This window comes from Flammeovirga yaeyamensis, from assembly GCF_018736045.1.
GTDB lineage: Bacteria > Bacteroidota > Bacteroidia > Cytophagales > Flammeovirgaceae > Flammeovirga > Flammeovirga yaeyamensis.
Window position 1 is genome coordinate 3,467,520 of the sequence record NZ_CP076132.1, and the last position, 23,889, is coordinate 3,491,408.

The window sequence follows — 23,889 nt, forward strand, 5'->3', positions numbered from 1 at the left end:
CTAACTTCACTATGCATTTACAACCAAATTACTCTTATGCAAAAGTACCTTTTCACTTTTCTACTATTTATTTGCTCTTTTCATTCAACATTTGGACAATCGTTTGATACTGGTGGCGGTGGTGAAAGAAGCGATAAGAAATTTCAATTCATGCCTATCCCCTACATCAATTATGATAGAACACTTGGTTTATCTGTAGGTGCATTACCCATGGCGATGTACAACCTTAGTGAAAAGGATACGATTTCTCCATCATCAGTATCGGGTCTACTTGGCATGTACACCACCAACGAATCTTGGTTTGTCTTAGGTTTTTCAAAGTTCTATTTTAACGAGGATAAATATAGAGTAACGGTTGCTGCCGGAACAGGAAATTTCAACTTTCAAACTTTTGTTGGGTTACCTATCAATGGATTTGTAAAGTATAACACTGGAGTGAATTTCGCGAAGGGTGAAATTCAACGAAAAATTGTCAACCATTTATATTTGGGAGTCAACTATATGTATACCGACTTCAAGAATCAATTTGATATTGGTACTGACACCACATTTGTCACAGAACTACAAACTTTAGGCTTTATAGTATCCTACGATCAAAGGGATAATGTCTACTACCCTACAAAAGGTCAAATTGCCGATATCAATATTGATTTCAACCCTAACTTTCTAGGTAATGAGCAAACCAATACTAAAGTCACTTTAGCATTCAATAAGTTTTTTGCGTTTAAAGAAGGACGAGATGTTTTAGCAGCTAGAGCCTATATAGGTTTTGGTATTGGTGACCTAACTTTTAATCAACAATTTATTGTTGGAGACACCGATATTAGGGGATATACTCAGGCAAAATATAGAGGAAATGCGATGTATAACCTGCAAGCAGAATATCGATGGAATTTCCATAAAAAAATGGCACTTAACTTCTTTGGAGGTTTGGCTACGGTTTCTGGAGCCAACGAATCATCCCAAAATGGAATTTTATTACCTGGAGCAGGTATAGGTTATAGATATACTGTATTCCCTAAAAACCATATGAATGTTGGTCTTGATGCTGCTGTCGGTAGAGATGATTGGGGCATTTATTTTAGAATAGGTGAAGCTTTCTAACTATTGTTTTGTTATAACTTTATAAGTTATCTTTAGTTTATTGTAATAGAACTCAACCTCTGAAAGATAAAATCGTAAATTAACTCATCATTTTCTGATTTATATTTTAGAACGATTTTAGGTTAAAAAGAAAATACTATGTGGGAAACATTCGATATACAATCCTTATTTTTTGGTTTATTAGCCGGCCTTGCCGTTGCATTAATAGTACAAATTAAAGGTTGGTTTAAACAGGCCTATCAAAACAAAGAAATTAAACGTTTAAAGTCTCATTTGCATGACAAAATGGAGATAGATGCTGAGGCAATGAGCAGTAAAAAGGGTGAAATTGAACGTTTAAAAAGAGAAAACGAAAACCTAAGAGTAACCAATAAAGCATTAATGAATAAACCTGGACGCCAAGAGATGATGACCTACCATGCTTTTCAAATAGCTATTGATAAATTAAATAGTAATATGATGGGATTTGGCCCAGCTTGGCAAGATGCCTTTAAAGAAGCTAAAGAAGATGTAAAAAGCATAGAAGAAGGTGAACAATCTTTTATGAAAAAAGTCTTACCTAAAGGTCTATTTGGCGGCAACACCTATGAATTAGGAGAAGGCGATGATTAACTCCTTAATTCTAAATAAAACCAAATAAAAGATATAACAATCCTATGAATTAATATCATTAACAGTCTACTTTTGTCACTCACTATATCCTTAAGTATATTAGTTAAAGCCATACGATTAACCTTAAATGTCTAACAAATTAACTGTTTTACTTATGAATGCTTACAGGTGGTTTCTAGTAATATTGACTGTTATATTAGGTATAGGAAATGTATTTTTCCTAGACAAAGAAGACTTAAGTCTTTTCAATAATTTTTATGAATATTTATTCATGATATTAATGTTCGGTGCATCAGTAATTTTAGTAACGCAACGTTATTATAAGAATGAAGACAATAAGCCGTTGAACCAAAATTAAGCTCCCTGATTCATAACAATTCTAAACTACTACTCCCTACCCTCAAAAAACTATAATATTCTTTTGATCTAAAAAAAGAATGATAATATTGCCACGAGAATAATATTTTAATATTCAATTATGGCAATTTTTAAAAGATGGTCACGTACAGGATATGCAATTTTTAACTCCCTGAAAAGAGAGATCAAAATTGCTGTACTTAACGTTTCCATGCATCTAAATGCCCCTGTATTAAAAGTAGAAACCTCGTCTGTTCAACAACTTTTTGATCAAGACGATGACGACGACGATCTCAAGGAAGTCGACCTTTTATTACTTACGGAGGCCAACCATAGTTTATCTGATGTAAGCAGTAGTAGTTTACCCCAAATTATTGATTTTGATAAGGACACTCACTGCTTTACATTCTACGATTTACTTAACAAACTATTTCGCATCCCCCCTAATTTATCGGAAATATATAACGGTATTCTATATCGTGTAGAATCACTATGTCCTATTCATAAATCAATACAAAACTATTATGCAGACTGAAATTAGAAACAATTGGTCGAGAGAAGAAGTGGCTGAAATCTATAACATGCCACTTATGGAATTGATGTATAAATCATCAACCATCCATAGAGAATTTCAAAAAACCGGAGAAGTACAAGTATGTACACTATTATCTGTAAAAACTGGAGGCTGTAAAGAAGATTGTGGTTACTGTTCCCAATCTGCGAAACACAATACTCATGTAAAAGCACATAAGCTTATGCAAAAAGAGGATGTGATCGAAAAAGCAAAACAAGCAAAAGAAAACGGATCCACTCGATTCTGTATGGGTGCTGCATGGAGAGAAGCAAGAACAAACCGTGATTTCGAAAGTGTACTAGGTATGGTTTCTGAAATTAATGACATGGGTATGGAAGTTTGTGCTACTCTTGGAATGTTAGACGAAAAGCAGGCAGAACAACTTAAAGATGCAGGTCTTTACGCATACAATCATAACCTTGATACAAGTAGAGAATACTACGACAAAGTAATTACAACAAGAACTTTTGATGACCGTTTAGACACAATTGCAAACGTTCAAAAAGCAAAAATTTCTGTTTGTTCAGGTGGTATTATCGGTTTAGGAGAAACAGATAAAGATCGTATTAGCATGTTGCACACTTTATCTACATTACCAATTCACCCTGAATCTGTACCTGTTAACGCATTAGTTCCGGTAGAGGGAACTCCAATGGAGAACAACAAAATGGTATCTACTTGGGAAATGATCAGAATGATTGCTACAGCTAGAATTTTAATGCCTAAAGCAATGGTTCGTTTATCAGCTGGCAGAACAGAAATGAGCACTGAAGCTCAAGCATTATGTTTTATGGCTGGTGCTAACTCTATCTTTGCGGGTGACCAATTATTAACTACACCAAACCCAGAAGAAGATCAAGATAAATTGATGTTCAATCTATTAGGTTTAACCCCTCGCGAATCATTCTTAAATGAAAAACAAAAAGAAGTAGTCGTATAACATGCAACATCTTGAACACGAACTGTCAGTTCTTCAAGAGTCGCATCAATATAGATCTTTAAAAGAATCCAATCGATTAACAGAAAGTAATGTGCTTAGAAACAATAAGGTCATGACTTCTTTTATTTCGAACGATTATTTAGGGATTGCATCAAATGCTTCTTTAAAAAGCGAATTTCTTAAGGAATTAGACAAACAACAAAGCTTAAGTTTTGGAAGTGCTTCTTCTAGATTATTAGAGGGAAATCATCAAGTGTTTAATGAATTAGAACAAAAAGTAGCCTCATCTTTTCAGAAAGGAGGCTGCTTGTTCATGAACAGTGGGTGGCATGCCAATACCGGAATTTTAAGCTGTATACCTCAAAAAGGTGATTTAATTATTTCTGATAAACTAAATCACGCAAGTATAGTCGATGGTATCCGATTATCGAATGCTCAATTTGAGCGTTTCCGTCATAAAGACTATGATCATTTAGAGGACCTCCTAAAGAAAAAAAGGAAGGATTATAATCATGTCTATATTATTTCTGAATCCTTATTTTCAATGGATGGCGATTATGCTGACTTACAACAATTGGTTGATTTAAAGAATAAATACAACGCCTATTTCATTCTTGATGAAGCACATAGTATCGGTCTTTTCCAAAACGGATTAGGTTATGCAGCCTCATTAGATTTAGCCGATCAAATTGATATTCATATCATGCCTTGCGGAAAAGCATTAGGTGGTGTGGGTGCTTTAGTGGTAAGTTCTCAGGTGGTTAAAGAATACCTGATCAATAAATGTAGGGCATTTATTTTTACAACAGCATTACCAAGTATCAATGCAGCTTGGATGAGCTTTGTTTGGGACAGATTACCAAGTTTTGAAAACGAACGTCAGAAGCTAGAAGAAAACATCCAATACTATAATGTTTTGCGACAGAAAGACGGTTTTGACATTGTTTCTAGAAGTTGTATTCAACCTATTCTTATTGGTGAGAACCAAAAGACGATAAAAATATCAGATAATCTGTTGGAAAAAGATATGGTATGCAGTCCGATTCGCTACCCTACAGTTCCTAAAAACGCCAGTAGGTTACGATTATCTATCACAAGTATGCATAGTTTCGATCAGATTCAAACACTCTGTAAGGAAGTTTCATCACAATTAAAACAGGAATCCCATGCAATACAAATGGCTTAAAAAAGAAAATAGTGCTTCGATTACTTTATTTTTTAGTGGTTGGGGACAGACTCCTGCATATTTTCAAGATTTTCAGTTAGAAGAAGCTGATGTGTTAATGCTTTATGATTATCAATCGCTTGATTTTTCTGAGATCAATTCCTTATGTAAAGCATATGATCAAGTGAATTGTATTTCTTGGTCGTTTGGTGTTTTGGTGGGAGCTCATTTCTTACTACAAAATGATATAAATGGAGAACGAATTGCTATTAATGGTACACTTTCTCCAGTAGATGATAAGTTCGGAATTCCTCCTACCATTTTTAAAGGCACATTGGATGGGCTATCTGAGTCCAACTGGAAAAAGTTTATTTTTAGAATTTTCCCAGACAGAAAAATGGCTTCTCAGTTTTTAGAACTACCGCATCGTTCTATCGATCAATTAAAAAAGGAATTAAAGTTTTTAGGTGAAGTAAATAGTATAGAAGATCATTCACTTTACCAACAAGCTTACATCTCTAATTCAGATAGAATTTTTCCTTATCAAAATCAATTAAACGCCTGGGAATCAAGTGAGCATACCGTTATCGATGGAGCACATTTTCCTTTTGATAAAATCACTTTCCTTTCCAAGTTTAAAACTAATTCAAATGCTTATGATTCCGTTAGATAAATCTCAAGTACAACATCGATTTGGGAAGAATGTGGAAAGCTATGTTCATGAGGCAAGCATTCAAAAGGAAATTTGTAAAGAATTGTATTACGAAATAATCACTCATGAAATCACTTTCAATAAAGCCTTTGAAATTGGTTGTGGATGTGGTTTCCTCACAGATCTTTTGATTGATCATGTAAGGCAATATGAGGTAAATGATTTACATAGAAATTGTACGCATCAACTTCTTGACAAACATGATCATTTAAAATTTAGAGAAGGAGATGCTGAATCAATTTCTTTTCCTTCTGAATTAAATTTGATCTGTTCAGCTTCGGCTTTGCAATGGATGACAGATTTGGATGTACTTATCGAAAAAGTCAATCAAAGTCTTTTACCTGATGGCTATTTTATGTTCAGCACATTTGGGCCGGATAATTTTAAGCAGATCAAGGAAATTACGGGGAATGGCTTGGAGTATCATGAATTGACACATTGGGAATTTCTATTAGAAAAACATCAATTTGAGGTCATTAAATCGTGGGAATGGAAGAAAGACTTGCTATTTGATAAAGGAACGGATGTCTTAAGACACATCAAAAAGACAGGGGTAAATGGAATGAGTTCTGAAAAAAGTGTTTGGAATAGAAATAAGCTATTAAAATTTAATGAAGCTTATAATTTCTATCAAACTTCAGGTAAAGTTCCTTTAACCTATCACCCTATATTTATCATCGCCAAAAAGAAATAGTCATGGAAATATTTGTTACTGCCATAGGCACAGACAGTGGAAAATCGGTAGTTTCCGCCATATTAACTGAAGCATTAAATGCCGATTATTGGAAGCCTGTACAAGCGGGGTTTCCCACAGATACAGAAGGTGTTCATAGTATATTGCCAACTCAAAAAGAAAAAATTAAAGAAGGGTATTTATTAAAACATCCTATGTCGCCTCATGCAGCTGCTGAATTAGAAGGAATTACTATTGATTTAGATCAAATAGTTGTTCCGGAGTATAAAAATGAGATACTCATTGTGGAAGGTGCTGGTGGAATTATGGTGCCACTTAACGATAAAGATATGGTGATTGATATCCCACAGAAACATCAAATGCCCGTTATTTTGGTGAGTAATATTTATTTGGGGAACATCAATCACACATTATTATCCATTAATGAATTGAAAAGAAGAGGGTTGAATTTGATGGGAATTGTCTTTAATGGAGAAAATAACGAAGCCACAAAATCCATTATTTTGAAACATGCTGATTGTCCTGAATTATTTCATTTACCTCAATTAGAGAGTGTAAATAAAGAAACTGTTCAGGAAGTGGCGAATAATGTCAAAGAAAACCTAATAAAAAACATCACTCATTATCATGAATAAATCATTATTAGAAAAGGATAAAGAATTCATTTGGCATCCTTTTACTGCACAAACACTCACCCCTCCACCTTTGCCTGTGACATCGGCAAAAGGTTCCTTGCTTACTTTGGAAGATGGAAGAGAAATTATTGATGCTATTGCTTCATGGTGGGTCAATATTCATGGGCATGGTAATGAAGAATTGGCTGAGGTCATCAAGCAGCAAGTTTTGGATTTGGACCATATTATCTTTGCGGGCTTTGCACATCAACCCTCAGTAGCTTTGGCAGAAAAACTTCAGCCGCTATTACCAGGAAATTTACATCGTTTCTTCTTTTCTGATAATGGGTCTACAGCCACTGAAGTTGCTTTAAAAATGGCTATCCAATATTTTTGGAATAAAGGAGATACCAAAAGAAAAAAAGTAATTGCATTAGAAGGTGCTTATCATGGAGATACATTTGGAGCATTATCTATGGCGGCACGCACCCCTTTCTCTGCTCCATTCGACGATTACTTGTTTGATGTTTTGTACTTGCCTTTTCCGACTGAGGAAAATGAAAAAGAAGTATATGAATTAATGGAAGAATATTGTGCATCGGAAGAGGTTTGTGCCTTTATTTTTGAGCCATTAGTACAAGGTGCAAGTGGAATGAGAATGTACTCTGCGAAAACACTCGATCACTTAATTGGTATTGCTCAAAGCTTTGGTACATTATGTATTGCCGATGAAGTAATGACAGGATTTTACCGAACTGGGAAGTTATTTGCCACCAATTATCTAACTGATCATGCCCCTGATATTTTATGTTGTTCAAAGGCGTTGACGGCAGGTATTTTACCAATGGGTTTAACCATTTGTACTCAAGAAATCTATAGTGCTTATCTCGTAGATGACATGATGAAAACATTTTTTCATGGACACTCATTTACCGGAAATCCGATTACTTGTGCATTAGCGTTAAAGAGTTTAGAAATGCTCATAGGTGATGAAAGACAAGAACAAATAAAAACGCTTTGCAATAGTCAGAAAATGATGGCCGAAAAATTAACTGCACTCCCCTATTTTTCTAATGTTAGGGTGACGGGAAGTATTCTTGCGTTAGATTATATTAATGAGGCTGAAACATCCTATTTTAATTCTATCAGAAACGAGTTATATAATTGGGCTTTATCAAATAATATTTTGCTAAGGCCTTTAGGTAATACATTATATATACTGACAAATTATACCATCAAGACAGAAGAGCTTGAAAAAGTATATCAGTTAGTGTCTCAATTAGGGACTTTGGGGTTAAAAAAATGTCTTGAACTTCAAACTGAAGAAGAATAATTAGTAAAAAGTTTTCACTGAATTTTTATTTATAATCATTCTAAATAGTTCAAAATTCTACGAAGAGTTATATTTTTTCTTTGATTATTAATTATTATTTCCTTAATTGTTAATGAAAACAGCAATAAGAAATAGTTTTTGGGTTATTAAAGGAAAAGAAAAGGCCATCATTATGTGATGGCCTTTTTTATTTTTTCATTATTTAAAGAAAAACGAACAATAATGGATAAAGTTGTATTTTTTTATCAAGAATTATTGTAATAATGAAATTATTTCCTTTAATTAGTCAATGAAAACAGCAATAAGAAATAGTTTTTGGGTTATTAAAGGAAAAAAAAGGTCATCATTTTGTGATGACCTTTTTTAGTTATACGAATTTTGAATTTCATAAAACATATCATTTTTAACTTTGAGTAAAATAAAAATGTATTTTCTACATTTTTTATTGGAATATTAAAATTATTTCTTTTAATTAGCCTATGAAAACAGCAATAAGAAATAGTTTTTGGGTTATTAAAGGAAATAGAAAAGGTCTTCATCATGTGAAGACCTTTTTTTATTGTATTTTCATAAAAATAGAATCAAGTCTAAAATGTTTTCATTAATTTCGTCCGACAATCATCTATCAAATGTTTGACGACTAAAAGTCAATAACTTTCATTTTATGAAACTAAGAAAAATAAAAAAGACCTTATTTTTTATTCTACTATTATCCTTATCAGTTCAGGTTGTGTCTGCACAAAGTACTACTGCATTAACTGATTCCACAGCTCAAGAGAACATCAAAAAGGAGAAAAAGAAAAAAAATCTCCGTTTTAGTGTTTTAGGTGGACCAGGGTATACTCCAGATTACGGATTCCTTTTAGGGGTAAGTATGTTATTCACTTTTAAGATCGATACAACAGATCCTGATTTAAATAGGTCTGTCGTGCCCATTGCTGGTGCATGGCTTTCTTCTGGTGGATTTAACTTAATTGCTAAACCTCAGCTATTTTTCAAAGACGATAAAATTCGATATTTCGGACAAGTACAATACAGAAATAACTATGATAATTATTATGGTGTAGGTTTCGACACCAATCAAAATATTCCAAGAAGTGATTCCACCACACAGTTCTTCCAAAACTCCATAGTGAACTTTGGTTCGGTACTTTTCAGACTGGGTGAATCTGATTTTTTCTTGGGACCTTCCTTCGAAGTTACCTATAGAAATTTAAGTGAAATTTCTCCGTTGATGGCCACAGACCCTGTTTATATTGAACAAGGTGGTAAACCTGAAGGAATGGACTTTTTTAATATCGGTTTAGGATTTGAAGTCTCATACGATACAAGAGACATTCCTGCCAATGCATGGAGTGGAGTTTTCTTCGATATCAATGCTAGATATTATGATACATGGCTAGGTTCAGATAGTCAATGGGGATTTATTAGTGCCGAATACCGACAATACAAATTACTCCCTTTTATGGGGGAAAGAAGAGTATTAGCATGGACTGCCAAAATAAGGTCTTCCTATGGAGATGTTCCCTTTACCGATATGTCACTTATAGGGTCTCCTTTTGATTTAAGAGGTTACTATCTAGGTCAATATAGAGATAAAACTTCTGCATTTATGATGGCGGAATATAGACATATGATTAACTCTAAATCTAAATTACTGTCTAGGTTAGGCTTTGCTGCTTGGGGTGGTGTAGGTATGGTTGGTCCTGATTTATGGAACCCTGGAGGAGTATTACCTAACTTTGGGGCCGGTTTAAGAGTAGAGGTACAACCTAGAATGAACTTTAGAGTCGATTTAGGTCGAGATCCTTTAGCTGGACAGAATTTGATTTACTTTAATATGACGGAAGCGTTTTAGCAGGTAGCAAAGTTAACGCTCGTTTTAGGTAAGAAGTAAGAGGGAAGAAGTAAAACTGGCGCAAATGTTAAGCGAAAGCGTCATTTGTGCCCATAAACGTTAGAGGTCTCCCGACCTCGTTTTTTACTAAGGAACTAAGGAACTAAGGAACTAAGGAAAATTACAAATTTGAGGAATCTACTCAAACGCTTTAAAAATAATTCCGTGTATTCAGATAGAATCTTTGGAACTAAAGTATATAAAAAAGGATTAAAACTTTTGGGAATCACCCTAAGTTTTAATCCTTTTTTTGATTTATGAGAAGATTATTTTCCTAGAACTAGGAAGCTTCCGTTCAATAAATTTTCTTTGTTGTATTCGAATTCTGTCTCTTCAGTATTTCCTACATACACTTTACCTCCTGCAGCTTCAACGACAGCTTGTCCCGCTGCTGTATCCCACTCCATTGTTGGTCCATGTCTGTAATATAAATCAGCTTTACCTTCTGCTACCATACAGAATTTTAAAGATGATCCTACAGAAATAGATTCTGTAGCTTCGTATTTAGAGATAATTTCTTCTTCTGCTGGATTGGCATGAGATTTTGAACGTACTGCAACACGATCACCGTCTTTCCACTCCACTTTAATAGGATCTAAAATTCCAGCCTCTCCTTTTTTGGCTCCCTCTCCTACAATACCAATATAGATTACTTCTTTCACTGGTACATAGATCACTCCAAGAACAGGTTTTTTATCTTTTATCAAAGCAATATTTACGGTAAACTCACCATTTCTATTGATAAACTCTTTTGTACCGTCCAAAGGATCAACACACCAATAAGTTGACCAATCTTTTCTTTCAGCATATTCTATAGATTTCCCTTCTTCTGACAAAATTGGGTAATCAAATTCTGATAAACCTTTCATAATTACTTCATGAGAAGCCTTATCTGCTAAAGTAAGGGGTGAGTTATCATCTTTTATCTCAACTCCTAAATCTTCTTTATCGTAAATTTCCATAATTGCATGGCCTGCTTCAATCGCAATACTCATACAATCATTCGATAGTTTTTCTAAGTCCATTAGTTTCTAAATTTTATATGGGATTACAAATATAGAAAAGAAAAACAATTTAGAATTATAGATGGATGATCTACATTAAAACATACGGTCTTTCTGGCTTCCATGCATCTGGGAGATCTTTATATTTAATTTCTTGCTTGATATTGATTTCAATAGTTCTGGCAAGAGTGAGCATTGGTGTATCAGATGATGAGTTTTCAAATGGATCTTGTAAGTAGGTCGCAATTCTCTCAATAATTAAAAAAGCTAATGCTAGAGTCACACTTGTCACCAACAATATCATCCCATTTGTTTCTACTAGACCATAGGGAAGGAAAAATATAAAGAAATAGATCAATATCTCTAACAATAAAGTGTACATACTTGGAAATACTGTATTCTTTATTCTTTCACACTTCCCCATAGAGTCAGTAAGCTTTACCAAGGTGGTATCCATTTGTACCAACTGAAATGTATCTATGTATCCATTCTTAAATAACTCTTTTAATAACTTCCCTTGTGTATATAGTAATGAATTGGGAACATTTTTACTTCCCTTCAACACTTCTATCTCGTCGGCCTTAAGTAAATATTTAGCATCTGCTGTCGGATCTTGCTTTCTTAAATTTCTTGCCAAAGCAAAACACCAAGCTGCTTGTCTTAAGGACATATCTTCGATAATCTCATTTGAATTTTCATTTTGAGGCAAATAAGTAATGAGTTGTCTTGCCCAACTTCTAGAATCGTTTACAATGGCTCCCCAGACTTTTCTTGCCTCCCACCATCTTTGATAGGATGAATTGGTACGAAAAGCTAAAAGCAGGGAAATAGCGGTACCTGGAACAGAGATAATACTTAATGGTAAACTAAGCTGACTCAATAAATGTTCATCATCTAAAATTGATAAAAAAAGCATATATATAACAATCAACAACACAGAAAACCAAAGGTCTTTAAAAAGTCTTTTCCAAGGAATATATAAACGGGTTACCATATATTTTTTTACTAGTTTTTGGGATACTATTAGTTAATGTAAATCAGATTAAAAATATCATCTAATAGCGTAAATTCTTTGTTTTTGCCTATAAAAAGTTCCTATAAGCAATAATTCTTAAAGAGATTCTTATTTTTTTTCAATTATTCTTTGAATTTTACAACAAGACCTCTATATTAGTAGCAAATTAATATTAGACTATAAAAAATCTTTACCACAGATAAATTAATAACCACAAAATCAAATCCAATTTATTGCAAATCCCCCTATTTTATGGTTTTTAAATTACATAATTTATTATGTGGTACTTAAAAATATTATTAGTAGTTAGTTTATCAAAAAACGAAAGGCTATCTCAAATTGGGATAGCTTTTTTATTTTTAAAAACTATCTGATTATTAACAAGCTATAATCCATTCATAGATTAAAATTTATTTGCATAATTTTATATAATATTTGCATTTCACACATGTTATATGTTCTTTTGCACACGTAATACATTACCCAAAAAAATATTTAATTTTCTAAGTAATTATCATTTACTGTAACATTTATTCTTTACTAAAAACATTTCTTTTATGAACAAGCTATCAGCCCTTGGGGCGCTACTATTGCTATTGATTGGTTTTTCATGTCAAAACCGATTGGAGGATCCAACTGTTTTCACCTCAGAAGAGACTTCTGAAGAATCTAACAAGAGAATGCCTTTTAATCAAAGAGTATTCTTATTAAACTCAGCAGGCAATTCGTCTGTTATTTATGAAATCGATTACGATTTCCAAGGTTTAACTGGCGGTGCAACGCTTACAAAAGTAAACACTTCAGAAACCTTGCCAAAAGGTGGTCACATGTGTGTTTCTCCGGATAACCGTTTCTTAACCGTTGTAGTTGCTAAAAAGAACAAAATCTATTTAGTAGAAATTGCAACAGGTCAAGTAAAGTCAGCTACTTTAATGGCTTACAATCCTAATAAAGTTTCTATTGATCAGGTGACTGACAATCCTTCAAATTACTTGATGAGTAATTATAGAAACGAAAAAGGTAAAAAAGTAGGCGGGATTACTCAAGTGGATGTTGATCAAGAAGGCTACTTATTTATCGCAGGTAAGGCTGGCTTCTTTAGAGTTGTAGCAGATAGAGGAAATGGCAATCAAGATCCTTCTGAGGTGGGATATAAGAGTGACATTTGGTCTGAAATCTGGGAACAACAAGATCAAAATTATCTTGAGAACAACGGTGTGGATACTGATAAATATGGTACAAATTGGGTGCATGCTATCCATTACAAATTTGCCAACAACTTACAAGTAGAATCTACTGAAGACGGAGAAGAATATTTTGATGTAGATCAGAATTTCAATCCTAAAAAAGTAAAATTCCAAGGTGGCGACATTTTATTCACTCAAAACTCTGCTGAAACTGACGGTTTTGAGAGTCAACGTTTAATCTCTTTCTCACAATGGAAAGGTGGTACGGCTATTTATCTTGATTTACATTGGGATTATGCTTCTGAAACCATCACATTTGATGCCGGTAAAGTATTCGGTGATTTGAATAAATTACAAGACGAAACAGAGAAAGCAAATACAAGCAGCAGAAGTGCAGGTAAAGTAACAGGTGCAGCACTTACTGGAGACAACATGGTATTGACATCGCATCACAAATCGAAATTCTTACAATTAAGAACATTGGATGGTGAAATCGTGAATGGCACTATTGAAATGACATTTAGCAACCCTGCCGATGATTTTACAGTTCATAATTGGGGTGATATGGCATCCACTCAATCATTCGATGTAAATACTTCTAATGATGATCAGTTATCAAATAAAGAAATTGACGGTGCCTATTATGTAGATTGGTACAGAGGTGATTATGAAAGTCATCAGTATGCTGAAATTAAGCTATACCGTCCAGGTATTGGTGCTGACAAATATGATGTTCTAGATTTATCTGAAGACAACCATAACGTATCTAAAGAATCAAGAAGAAATTCAGCGAACGCAGATATTGCAGATTATAATAAAAATGCGAGCAAGTTTGTTTCATTAGGTGGTGGATATGCAATATTCAAACTTCCAACATCAGTAACAGTAACAAAAAATACTACTTTACAAGTTGTTGAAACTTCATGGAACAAAGCATCAGAGTATTCTGAAATTGCAGATGCTTTTGCAGCATATCCAGAACAAGCATCTATAATGGTACTTCCGAATAATAATGCTAGATATTTCAGCGAAGGTTTATTATCAGAAACTTGGGTAGAAGTTGGAGATGCTTCAATTGCAAACAACGAATTCAACTTAGGTGATTTGGAAGGCTCAACTGTACAATGGATTAAAATCATTGACAACGCTTCAAAAACTCCTGATGGTTTTGATATCAACTTTGTTTCAATTTTCGAAGGTGAAAGTAATACTATTATCTCTACAGACGATGCCCCTTGGTTACCATGTGATGGTATTACTGCAGATAGTTATGCGATTAGAACGGGAGATGACAATCCATCTAACGCTGTGATTTTAGGTGAAGCAATGTATAAAATCCCTACAGCAGATCAAGTGATCAAATCGAGTATTATCGAGTTATCTCAAGAACAAAAAGATTACTTTGGTAGAGTATCAGGAAGAAGTGCAATCATTGGTGCTTTTGTGGCAGAAATTGACGGAAAACTTCACGCCTATGAAATTCATGATGACTGTTCTGTTAAAGGCATGAGACACTTCGAATGGGGTGGAGCAAGAAAGAACACTTCTTTCGTAGCATTACCAAATTCTCCAAGTAAATATTCAACTTCTGAAATGGCAGGTATCACTACTTCATTTGTTGAATGGGATGGTCTAGATATTATTTATGACTTAAATGGTGAAACTGTAAGAGTTCCTTTTGCAACTAAACAAGAAGGTCGTATTCGTTATAAGAATGCCATTTATAACATGATTTTACCATCAGGCGATTTCCCTTGTGACATCACCTATGATAAATTCACTCCTTCTACAAAAGCACAAAGCTTTGATAGAGTAAATGCATTCCTTGTACCAAAACCAGGTCAGATTATCGACGTTATCGTATTTGATGCAGCTCAGAAAGCACAATTCCAAGGCAACTTGATTGGTATGTTAATCGCTAAGATTAATAATAGATTACATGCCTATGAAGTAAAATCAGATTGTACTGTAAAAGGTATCAGACACCAATCGTGGGGTGCAGGAGGAACAGCGATGAAAAATCAATCTCTGATTTCTCAACCCAAGAAAAATAACTCTTCATCTTACGCAGTAAGTGATGGATACAAGTACAATTGGATTGGTTTAATCACTAAAAATGGATGGGATTATAACATGTTGTACGAGGTAGAAGGCGTTGGTGAATTTATCCTTCCTTTCACTCAAGTTTTTTACAAGCAAATGTGGTATGGTGGACCTAAACCACACATTGTTTGTTCAGCACATGATGTAATTGGAGAAGTTGAAGTAGATTACTATGGAGATAAATATGGTTTCACTACTCAACAACAATTAATTGAAGCTCCGAATGGCGATGTGTTTAGACAATTAAGAGTCAAAAACCACACTGGCAGTAATCAAGATTTTTATGTAGAATCTTATGGTAATGGTGTTGTTTACCAAGGAACAGTTTCCGCAAATAAAGAGTTATTCTTTACAATTCCTTATTCTGGAGGCAATCCAACATTCAAATTATACATTGATGGAAGTGTATTAACGAAATCTTCTTCTGTTACACTTACCAAAGATGCTTGCGACGTGGTTCAATAGAATATAATATCTCAAAATTAAGGGTTGCTCTTTGGAGTAACCCTTTTTAGTTAACTTATTCATTATCACCCTTTTTAGGTATTTTACAATCAAATCTTTAAAAGGTGATGTTATTATTTGTTTGCGGATTAACAAAATTTTATATTTGCATATATAAATAATAATATTCTTTACCACACAAATTTAACTCTGTAACTATGCTTCTTTTCAACCACAAAACATCAAGAATAACGTAGTCGTACGACTATTTTTCACTCTTACTATTTCTTTCTGTATACCCAATAAACTCTTTCTTCTTTACCATGATTAAAACTTCTACATTACTACTATTAGTAATTGTGGGACTTCTTAGTTGTAATCAAACTTTTGATGAACCCGGCTTATTTAATCCGCTCGACAAAGACCCTACAGGCTTATCAATGCCTTTTGCTCAACGTCATTTTATATTAAACACCGTTAATCACAACAGTGATTTGTATGAAATTGAATTTGATGCCAAAAGAGATATGCATAAAGCACACCTCTCTCCTATTCAATTAGAAAATAACGGAGAAGAAATCATTTTACCCAAAGGCGGAAAAATGATCACTGATCCTACAAACCAATATTTAATCCTATTTTTTGGAGAACTTTCAAAGATGTTTATCATCAATATTGAACAGCCTCAAAGAAATAATACATATCAAACAGCTTCTCTCCCTTTACAATACGATCAAAATAATTCAACTAACTTATCCGACTTTCGAGAAAAAATTACTCACGTGGAAGTTGACAATCAGGGGTATTTCCTAATTGGAAATGATCATCACACTTACCGTGTGGTGAACACTCTTGATGAATCCACGAAAAGAAACAATCACCTATGGGGAAAAAATATTGATGTGGCTCTACTTCAAAAAGTAACTGAAAAAGATGTACCCAATAATAACATCAAAAAGTCTTTTGTTGAGGAGCATTTTTCTTCTCAACCTAAATTAAAAAATGCAAGAGGTCTAACTTTAATTGATAATAATCAATTACTGATCACACATCATCATTCTTCAAAATTATCATTATGGGATCATCAAGGTAATTTCATTAGTTTCCCAAAGATGTATCAAGGAAAAAAATCATTCAAAGGAACAAACCGATGGGGAGAAATCACATCTACGCAAATTTTGAATTACAATAATCAATTTGACAATTATTTTGAGGATATCACCCAAAGAGAGATTAGAGGAGATTGGATAGACCTAAGACAAGACAATAGTCAATATGCAAACATAAAGTATTTCAAACCAGCGATTGAAAAACATGAAATGCAACGATTTGACCCTATTGAAGACAATGTGAACCTTACTGCTCGATTTAATTCAGAAAACGCCAACATTGCCGATTATAAAGGAGACAATGAAAAACCTATGAAGTTTGTCAATTTATCTGGAGGAGTAGGAATTTTAAAATTTGATGAACCTATAACATCCAATCACACCTTACAAGTCGCTGAGACAAGCTGGGACAAAAGCAAAGAATACACCTCTATATCTGAAGCTAAAAACAATGGTTGGTACGAACAGGCACAAGTTTTTGTACTCATTGGAAAACATGCTAATGACGACTTCCTCAATAAAGAATTGATTGAGAAAGGAAATTGGATTGCTTTAAATAAAGCACATAAGTATCACCACAATGGCATTGAATACGCTGTAAACAATAATAATTTCTTTGATCTTTCTAAACTAAAAGAATTAAGAGGACATGAGATACAATGGGTAAAAATTGTCGACACCACCGATTTAGATACAAAAGCAGGTAAAAATGGTGGATTTGATCTCAACTTTATTGCTGCCTTCGAAACCATTAATTGTACCACTACAGATCATTACCTCACTTACTACCCGATTGACGGTGGCATTAGAATTAGCTGGCCAAAATATTACCAAAATAACATTCAAGGGTTAGAGTTTTGGGTGGAAGATATCATTAAAGAAGAAACCGTTAGCTATAAAAGAGATAAAAACAGAGATGGCATAATAGATCTTCTAGATGAAAGAGTAAAAGCCTGGAAAGAAGCCCCGTATAAAGGAGGTCGTGTAGTGGTCACTTTCCATAATAAAATGGACAATGCAGGCTATATTCAACCTCAAAGTTTAAATAAAAAAATGAATTACATCGATATACATTTGGAACACCCAAATGAGTTTGGTGGAAGAAAAATATATTCGAAAAGTATCTGCAGCTTCTGGTTTACCGGAGGTAGTGAATACTCTAGAAACACAGTTAAAGAAGTGTTATACCAACTAAATAGTACAAAGTGATTATAACCCGAAGATTATTAGTAGTTAGTTTATCAAAAAAGAAGAACAAAAACTACCGCATTTTGCGGTAGTTTTTATCCGACTTTTTGATGTCATCATTGCTATTTCTGATAATCCAAAGGCACATTAATATATCCAAAATCTAAATAAATTTTCTAACTTTTACCTTTCATTAAACTATGAAAACTTTATCCAAAATCGGCTTGCTCGCCGTGCTACTTCTCATTGGCTTTGCTTGTACGAACAAGCTACAAGAGCCTAGTCAGATCTATGATGATCAAGACCCTGATGCTTCTAACTTAAGGATGCCATTTAATCAAAGGCTCTTCCTTCTAAACAATGACAATGGTATAGGAACAATCTATGAATTGAAATATGATTTCCAAGGATTAGGTACCAATCTAACTGATGACGATGGTAATTCAATAGCTGAGATGACTAAACTAGAACTCACCAAAGATGGAGATCCATGGGATTTACCACGTGGTGGTCACATGTGTATTTCTCCTAATAATGATTACATCACAGTTGTGATTAGTAGTAGAAGTACTATTTATCTAGTAAAGCTAAGTGACTTAACTGTACGTGAGATAAAACTATTTACTTATGACCCAGATGGAATTGATATTTCTACTCATTATGAAAACAGATTTAGAGGAAAAATCACGCAAGTAGATGTAGATCAAGAAGGGTTCTTGTTCTTAGCTGGTAAATCTGGTTTCTTTAGAGTAATTAAAGACAACGGAAGAGGAGGTTCTGACGACCCTACTGACAATAATGGAAATGATATTTGGACAGATGTCGACAATTCATTGAATGGAACTGCTTATGAAGATGAAATTTGGGCTCATGTTGTTGCTTATGAATATGGAGGACAATATGAAATGGAAAATGTTGATGATGAAGAAATTGATTTACCTGAAACATACTTTGATGAATTAGCTGACCTTGAAACTGATCCAATCTCAGGTGAAGTGAATTTTTGGGGTGGAGATATTTTATTCACTCAAAATAATAGTGAAACAGGTGGATTCGAAAGCCAAAGATTGATCTCATTTACTCAATGGAAACAAAGAGCAATTGCTTTAGATTTAAATTGGGATTGGAATGGTAGTGGCACTCCAACAATAACTTACAATGCTGCCGAAGTATTTAGACTAAGAGTTCCTAATCCAAACCGTCCAGGTAGATATAAAGGAACCGGAAGAGTTACAGGTGCTGCTTTAAGTGGCGATAATATGGTTTTCACTTCCCACCACTTTAAGAAACACATTAATTTATGGACTCTTGATGGTGAATTAGTAGATTCTCCAATATTATATTTAAATGATCAACCTTGGGAAGGAGATAACGGCAAAGGTCATAATTGGGGTGACATGGCTTCTACTCAAGAATTTGATCTCGGTGAAAGTGAAGGAGATTATGGTAACTTCAGTGGAAGAGTTATTGAAGGTGACAGAACCGATCCATGGAAAAAAGAGCATTGGAATTTAGCCGAAATGAAACTTTACAGACCAGGTACAATCACAAAGGTTTCAGGAGCTTCTATAGACGAAGCAAATAATCCAAATATGGATACAGAGGCTAGACAAAACTCTGCAAATGCTGACATCGCTGATCTAAGAAGTAAAGCATACAAATTTACTGCATTAGGCCAAGGCGGATATGCTGTTATGAGGTTTAGAGCACCAACAGTAGTTACTCCTTCTTCTAGATTACAAGTAGTTGAAACTACTTGGAATAGATTAGCAAATTATAAAGATACCTATGGAATAACAAATTATGTTGCTGAAGCATTACGCTCTTATAATGAAAAAGCAAGAGTATATGTTTGGTTAGCAGACGATCCATACAATCAACCTCGTTATGTAAATGACTCTTGGATAGTAGGTGGTTCTGGAGGTCAATGGATTGAAGTGGGTGATGCATATATTTCTGAGAATATTTTCGATTATGCGGGCACAGGAATAGATAATGGCACTCCAATCCAATGGGTAAAAATAGTGGATAATGGTAGTGGAACTTTTGATGGATTTGATGTTAATTTTGTATCAGCGTACGCAGATTATTGTGAAAACTTTGCTTACGGTGATTTCGAAGGAGACAATTCTATGTATTTTGATTATTACAGTACTTACACTGAGGCTCCTCGTTTAGATCAAGGTGATCATGAAGGGCTAGCAGCCGTAACAAATAATCCAAAATCAGTTCACAATGCTTTTATAGATGTTGATTTAGGTTCTAATGTATTAGTAGTAAATGCAGCTCAAAATGATCATCAAACTAGAAGCTCTTATGATGAAAATGCTCCTCTTTCTAAAACGTTCTTCAAAACATATATACCGGTATTAGCAGGAGAAACTTATTACTTCAGCGCAGATGCATTAAATGTTATACCGTCAAACAGAGATACCAATGACCCTAACCTTAGAATGTATGTCACCTATAATATTGGTTTCTTGAATGTAAATACTGAATATTCTTCAGATTATATCCTTCCTGAAACAAATCCTAACAATGTAGTATGGACAGGTTTATTATACGAGTTTACTGCTTCACAAAGTGGTGTTGTAGAAATTGGTATTCAAGAGACATCTGATAAATGGCATGGTAATGATTTCGCTGTGGATAATATATATTTCGGTTGTACTCCTCCTGAAGATGACAGTGTAAATCAATAATAAAAAAGTTAGATAATAATTAATCGTTTTGATAAAAAACAACAATACAATTATGTATTATCTAATAACATATTTATAGTACATTTTAGAATGTACTATTAGTTTAGTCAAGACAGATTTTTATCTTTGAATAAAAATCTGTCTTTTTCATTTATGCAAAACCACTTCACCAAAAACATAGATCGCACTCCTTTCTCCACTGTAAAGTACGATCTCCGAAAAGTACTCTTCGGAACAGAAGATATTATTCCATTATGGGTCGCAGATATGGATCTACCTACTGCTCCCGAAATTACAGAAGCTTTAATCAAAAGGTTGGAGCATCCCATCTATGGATATACGTTACAAGACAATTCTTTTTGGCAGTCGGCTATCGACTGGATTGATAAAAGACATCAATGGAAAGTGCATCGCAAAGATTTTGTTTTTGTAGCGGGCATTGTTCCGGCATTGGGATTTTTGGTAGAGGCATTCACTCAGCCTAAAGAAAAAGTAGGCATCTTCTCTCCTGTTTATCCTCCTTTTAGAGACAATATTGTGGGCAATGATAGAACACTAGTCGAAATTCCTTTTATCAATACAGATAATCGCTATTTCATTGATTTTGATCTTTTTGAAGAGGAACTTAAAAATGGATTGAAATTATTGATCTTTTGCCATCCACACAACCCTTCCGGACGAGTTTGGAGTAAAGAAGAACTGGAGAAAATTCTTCAATTATGTGATCAATACGATTGTAATATTATATCTGATGAGATACATGCTGACCTAATGTTTTATGGACATAAACACATCCCCTTCGCCTCATTATCTGATGTAGCCGAAAAAAGGGTGGTGACCTGCATGGCTCCTTCGAAAACATTCAATTTAGCAGGTTTAAACTGTGCTTATCTGATTTTTAAGAACAAGGAATTACAAGATAAATATGTCAACAGAGTAAAACATATGCATCTCGATTTTGGAGGATTGATGGCCACAGAATCAATGAAAGCAGCCTATAACCAGGGAGAAAATTGGTATCAAGATTTACTAAAACATATTCAAGGCAATATCGACTATATAGTAGAACAATTTGATAAAACCCCTATTAAGGCAATGAAACCTGATGCCACTTACCTTGTTTGGTTAGATTGCCGGGCACTTGGTACTCAGAATCAAATCAAAGAATTTTTCTTTAAAAAGGCCAAAGTGGGAGTGCAAGATGGATTAATGTTTGGTATAGCCGGAGATGGATTTATGCGTTTGAATACGGCTTATCCTAAATCAGTTTTAGAGGAAGCAATGAAACGCATTTTAAATCAGCTTGAATAATTTTGAGGAGTACAATTTATATTTCTCAATTTTTCCTATATTTAGATGTATATTTCAATCTCTTTTTAATTATTGGTTATTTATGATTCCCAAGAATCTTAACCATCTTCAATCTTTTTAAAAAATGAAATTAACCAACGGACTAATAGTTTTAGCATTTTTAGGGACTACTTTGTTCTCTTGCTCCGATGATGATAATAACCCCACTGAAGAAATATCTGCTGACTTCGAAGAGAATTTAAGCTTAGATACTTGGGAATACACCGAATATTCTCAAGGTGAGTACGGTAACCCTAAGGGATGGGAAACATCTAACCCTGGAACTACTTTTTTAGGCGTGGTAAATGCTTATGAAGAAAAAGAAGATGTAATTAATGGCAGTGCTGCAAAGTTAGAAACTAAAGGTATTGGCTTGACAGGTATTGCAGCAGCAACAATTTACACCGGTAAATTTGAGCTAAATCTTTCAGATCCTGCTAAAAGTGCTCAATTAGGAGTTCCTTATACAAAACGACCAGTATCTATGTCGTTTAACTATAAATATACTCCTGGAGCTATTTATGAACAATATGACGGTGCATTAGGAACAACAATTGAAGGTGTAGATTCTTGTTTAGTGTATATGTATTTACAAAAAAGAGAAGGTGATCAAATTCTTCGTGTAGGTACCGCAGCTATGCAAAATTCGGATACGGTTACCGAATGGACAAAACGTACATTAGATGTGACTTATGGTGTAATTGAAAACCCTGTAGCTGGTTTTAAACTTCGTGAAGAAGAAACTGGATGGGCAGCAGCAGATACTAATCCTACTCACATTATTGTTGTATTTACTTCAACAAGCGCTGGAGATTTCTTCAGAGGAGCAATCGGAAGTACTTTATTTGTTGACGAAATTTCTATTGAATACTAATTTCATGAATTATAAAAAAATTGGGGTAGTAATGTTCTTTGCTACCCTTTTCAGTATCTCCGTTTTCGGACAAGAGGAAGAAAAATTGGAATGGGGTGCGAGAGCAAGTTTCAACATTGGAGCATCAGTACCTATGTACTTTCAAAATATGCCTGAACGATTTTCTTTCTCCACTACTTTTAATCCCTCAATAGGTGGATATGTAAATATTCCGATCAAAGGAGATAGAAATTACCTTCACTTGGAGCTTACTTATACTCACAAAGGAAACTCAACAGAAGCGACAGTAAAAAATCAATACTTTAAAGTAAGTGATGCCTATTTGGGATATGTTACAGGAGATGTCAAGACAAATATCTCACTCAACTACATCGAACTTCCTATTCAGTTTAGAACCAATTTAAGTAAGAATGATAACGGATGGAATGTACTTGCAGGTCTTTATCTGGCAGTAATGATTGAAGGAACATTTGATGGTATTCTTTATCAAGGAGGAACAATCGAAGATGTTGCTGGAACGGTAAGCCCAATCGGACGAGATACACCTTATGATTACAGTCATGATTTGGTTAATTTTGATTGGGGTGCCCAATTCGGTATTCAAAAACAAGTGAACCGATTTAATTTCGACGCTCAAATTGCTTGGGGATTCAACGGAATTTTCCCTCGTGGATATGAAACAGTGGATCCAAATCTTTTTAATTTATACGGAAAGATTGGTTTAACCTATCAGATATGGTAACAACTACTTTATGATATTTATGAAGCTATCTTGATTTATTGAGATAGCTTTTTTTATTTTTTTACCAAAACATGATCCCAAATTTTATAATAATTAATGGTTTTTAGATTAGATTAATAATAATGTATTACATATTATTCTTATATTTGGGATCAACAGTATTATATGA

18 protein-coding genes are annotated in these 23,889 nt (G+C 34.1%); 16 read left to right on the top strand and 2 right to left on the bottom strand.

The genetic code is table 11. The features are described 5' to 3' along the window. Positions 1-36: 36 nt before the first annotated feature. The 10 genes from KMW28_RS13545 to KMW28_RS13590 all read left to right on the top strand — a co-directional run bounded on the left by KMW28_RS13545 (position 37) and on the right by KMW28_RS13590 (position 9,963). The gene (locus KMW28_RS13545) at positions 37-1,104 is read left to right on the top strand and encodes a BamA/TamA family outer membrane protein (RefSeq protein ID WP_169666188.1); all 1,068 of its coding nucleotides are present in this window, start codon (positions 37-39) and stop codon (positions 1,102-1,104) included. Between the two features lie 138 nt (positions 1,105-1,242). After that, the gene (locus KMW28_RS13550) at positions 1,243-1,716 is read left to right on the top strand and encodes a hypothetical protein (RefSeq protein WP_169666189.1); all 474 of its coding nucleotides are present in this window, start codon (positions 1,243-1,245) and stop codon (positions 1,714-1,716) included. Positions 1,717-2,194: 478 nt separating this feature from the next. Continuing rightward, complete coding sequence (locus KMW28_RS13555; protein ID WP_169666190.1) at positions 2,195-2,608, top strand: hypothetical protein; 414 nt, start codon at positions 2,195-2,197, stop codon at positions 2,606-2,608. Further along, positions 2,598-3,587, top strand: a complete 990-nt coding sequence (gene bioB / locus KMW28_RS13560) for a biotin synthase BioB (protein WP_169666191.1) — start codon at positions 2,598-2,600, stop codon at positions 3,585-3,587. The genes KMW28_RS13555 and bioB overlap by 11 nt, the downstream gene beginning before the upstream one ends. Before the next feature lies 1 nt (position 3,588). After that, positions 3,589-4,773 (top strand): aminotransferase class I/II-fold pyridoxal phosphate-dependent enzyme, encoded by a 1,185-nt coding sequence (locus tag KMW28_RS13565; RefSeq protein WP_169666193.1) that lies wholly within the window; start codon positions 3,589-3,591, stop codon positions 4,771-4,773. Then, the gene (locus tag KMW28_RS13570; RefSeq protein ID WP_169666195.1) at positions 4,754-5,425 is read left to right on the top strand and encodes a DUF452 family protein; all 672 of its coding nucleotides are present in this window, start codon (positions 4,754-4,756) and stop codon (positions 5,423-5,425) included. The genes KMW28_RS13565 and KMW28_RS13570 overlap by 20 nt, the downstream gene beginning before the upstream one ends. Next, positions 5,403-6,158 (top strand): malonyl-ACP O-methyltransferase BioC, encoded by a 756-nt coding sequence (gene bioC, locus KMW28_RS13575; RefSeq protein ID WP_169666197.1) that lies wholly within the window; start codon positions 5,403-5,405, stop codon positions 6,156-6,158. Before KMW28_RS13570 ends, bioC begins: the two co-directional genes overlap by 23 nt. A gap of 2 nt (positions 6,159-6,160) precedes the next feature. Continuing rightward, a complete protein-coding gene (bioD, locus tag KMW28_RS13580) occupies positions 6,161-6,793 on the top strand; it encodes a dethiobiotin synthase (protein ID WP_205958225.1) in 633 nt (210 codons plus the stop codon). After that, positions 6,786-8,105: an adenosylmethionine--8-amino-7-oxononanoate transaminase gene (gene bioA, locus KMW28_RS13585; protein WP_169666199.1), complete on the top strand. Its 1,320-nt coding sequence runs from the start codon at positions 6,786-6,788 to the stop codon at positions 8,103-8,105. Before bioD ends, bioA begins: the two co-directional genes overlap by 8 nt. A gap of 664 nt (positions 8,106-8,769) precedes the next feature. After that, positions 8,770-9,963, top strand: coding sequence for a BamA/TamA family outer membrane protein (locus KMW28_RS13590; RefSeq protein WP_169666201.1), 1,194 nt, complete (start codon positions 8,770-8,772; stop codon positions 9,961-9,963). Positions 9,964-10,268: 305 nt separating this feature from the next. Here the strand turns inward: KMW28_RS13590 and cysQ are convergent, their stop codons facing one another. After that, entirely contained in the window at positions 10,269-11,027 is a 759-nt protein-coding gene (cysQ, locus tag KMW28_RS13595; protein ID WP_169666203.1) for a 3'(2'),5'-bisphosphate nucleotidase CysQ, read from the bottom strand. 70 nt (positions 11,028-11,097) lie between these two features. Continuing rightward, a complete protein-coding gene (locus tag KMW28_RS13600; RefSeq protein WP_169666205.1) occupies positions 11,098-12,000 on the bottom strand; it encodes a bestrophin family protein in 903 nt (300 codons plus the stop codon). A gap of 578 nt (positions 12,001-12,578) precedes the next feature. Here KMW28_RS13600 and KMW28_RS13605 point away from each other — a divergent pair. From KMW28_RS13605 to KMW28_RS13630, 6 genes are all read left to right on the top strand, one after another. Then, positions 12,579-15,776, top strand: a complete 3,198-nt coding sequence (locus KMW28_RS13605; protein WP_169666207.1) for a hypothetical protein — start codon at positions 12,579-12,581, stop codon at positions 15,774-15,776. Between the two features lie 302 nt (positions 15,777-16,078). Next, positions 16,079-18,073 (top strand): hypothetical protein, encoded by a 1,995-nt coding sequence (locus tag KMW28_RS13610; protein WP_169666209.1) that lies wholly within the window; start codon positions 16,079-16,081, stop codon positions 18,071-18,073. Between the two features lie 179 nt (positions 18,074-18,252). Then, complete coding sequence (locus tag KMW28_RS13615) at positions 18,253-20,754, top strand: hypothetical protein (RefSeq protein WP_169666210.1); 2,502 nt, start codon at positions 18,253-18,255, stop codon at positions 20,752-20,754. A gap of 153 nt (positions 20,755-20,907) precedes the next feature. Next, positions 20,908-22,065, top strand: coding sequence for a MalY/PatB family protein (locus KMW28_RS13620; protein ID WP_169666211.1), 1,158 nt, complete (start codon positions 20,908-20,910; stop codon positions 22,063-22,065). Between the two features lie 124 nt (positions 22,066-22,189). Beyond that, a complete protein-coding gene (locus tag KMW28_RS13625) occupies positions 22,190-22,978 on the top strand; it encodes a PCMD domain-containing protein (protein ID WP_169666212.1) in 789 nt (262 codons plus the stop codon). A gap of 4 nt (positions 22,979-22,982) precedes the next feature. Then, on the top strand, positions 22,983-23,720 hold the full coding sequence (locus tag KMW28_RS13630) for an outer membrane beta-barrel protein (RefSeq protein ID WP_169666213.1): 738 nt from the start codon (positions 22,983-22,985) through the stop codon (positions 23,718-23,720). Positions 23,721-23,889 lie beyond the last annotated feature (169 nt).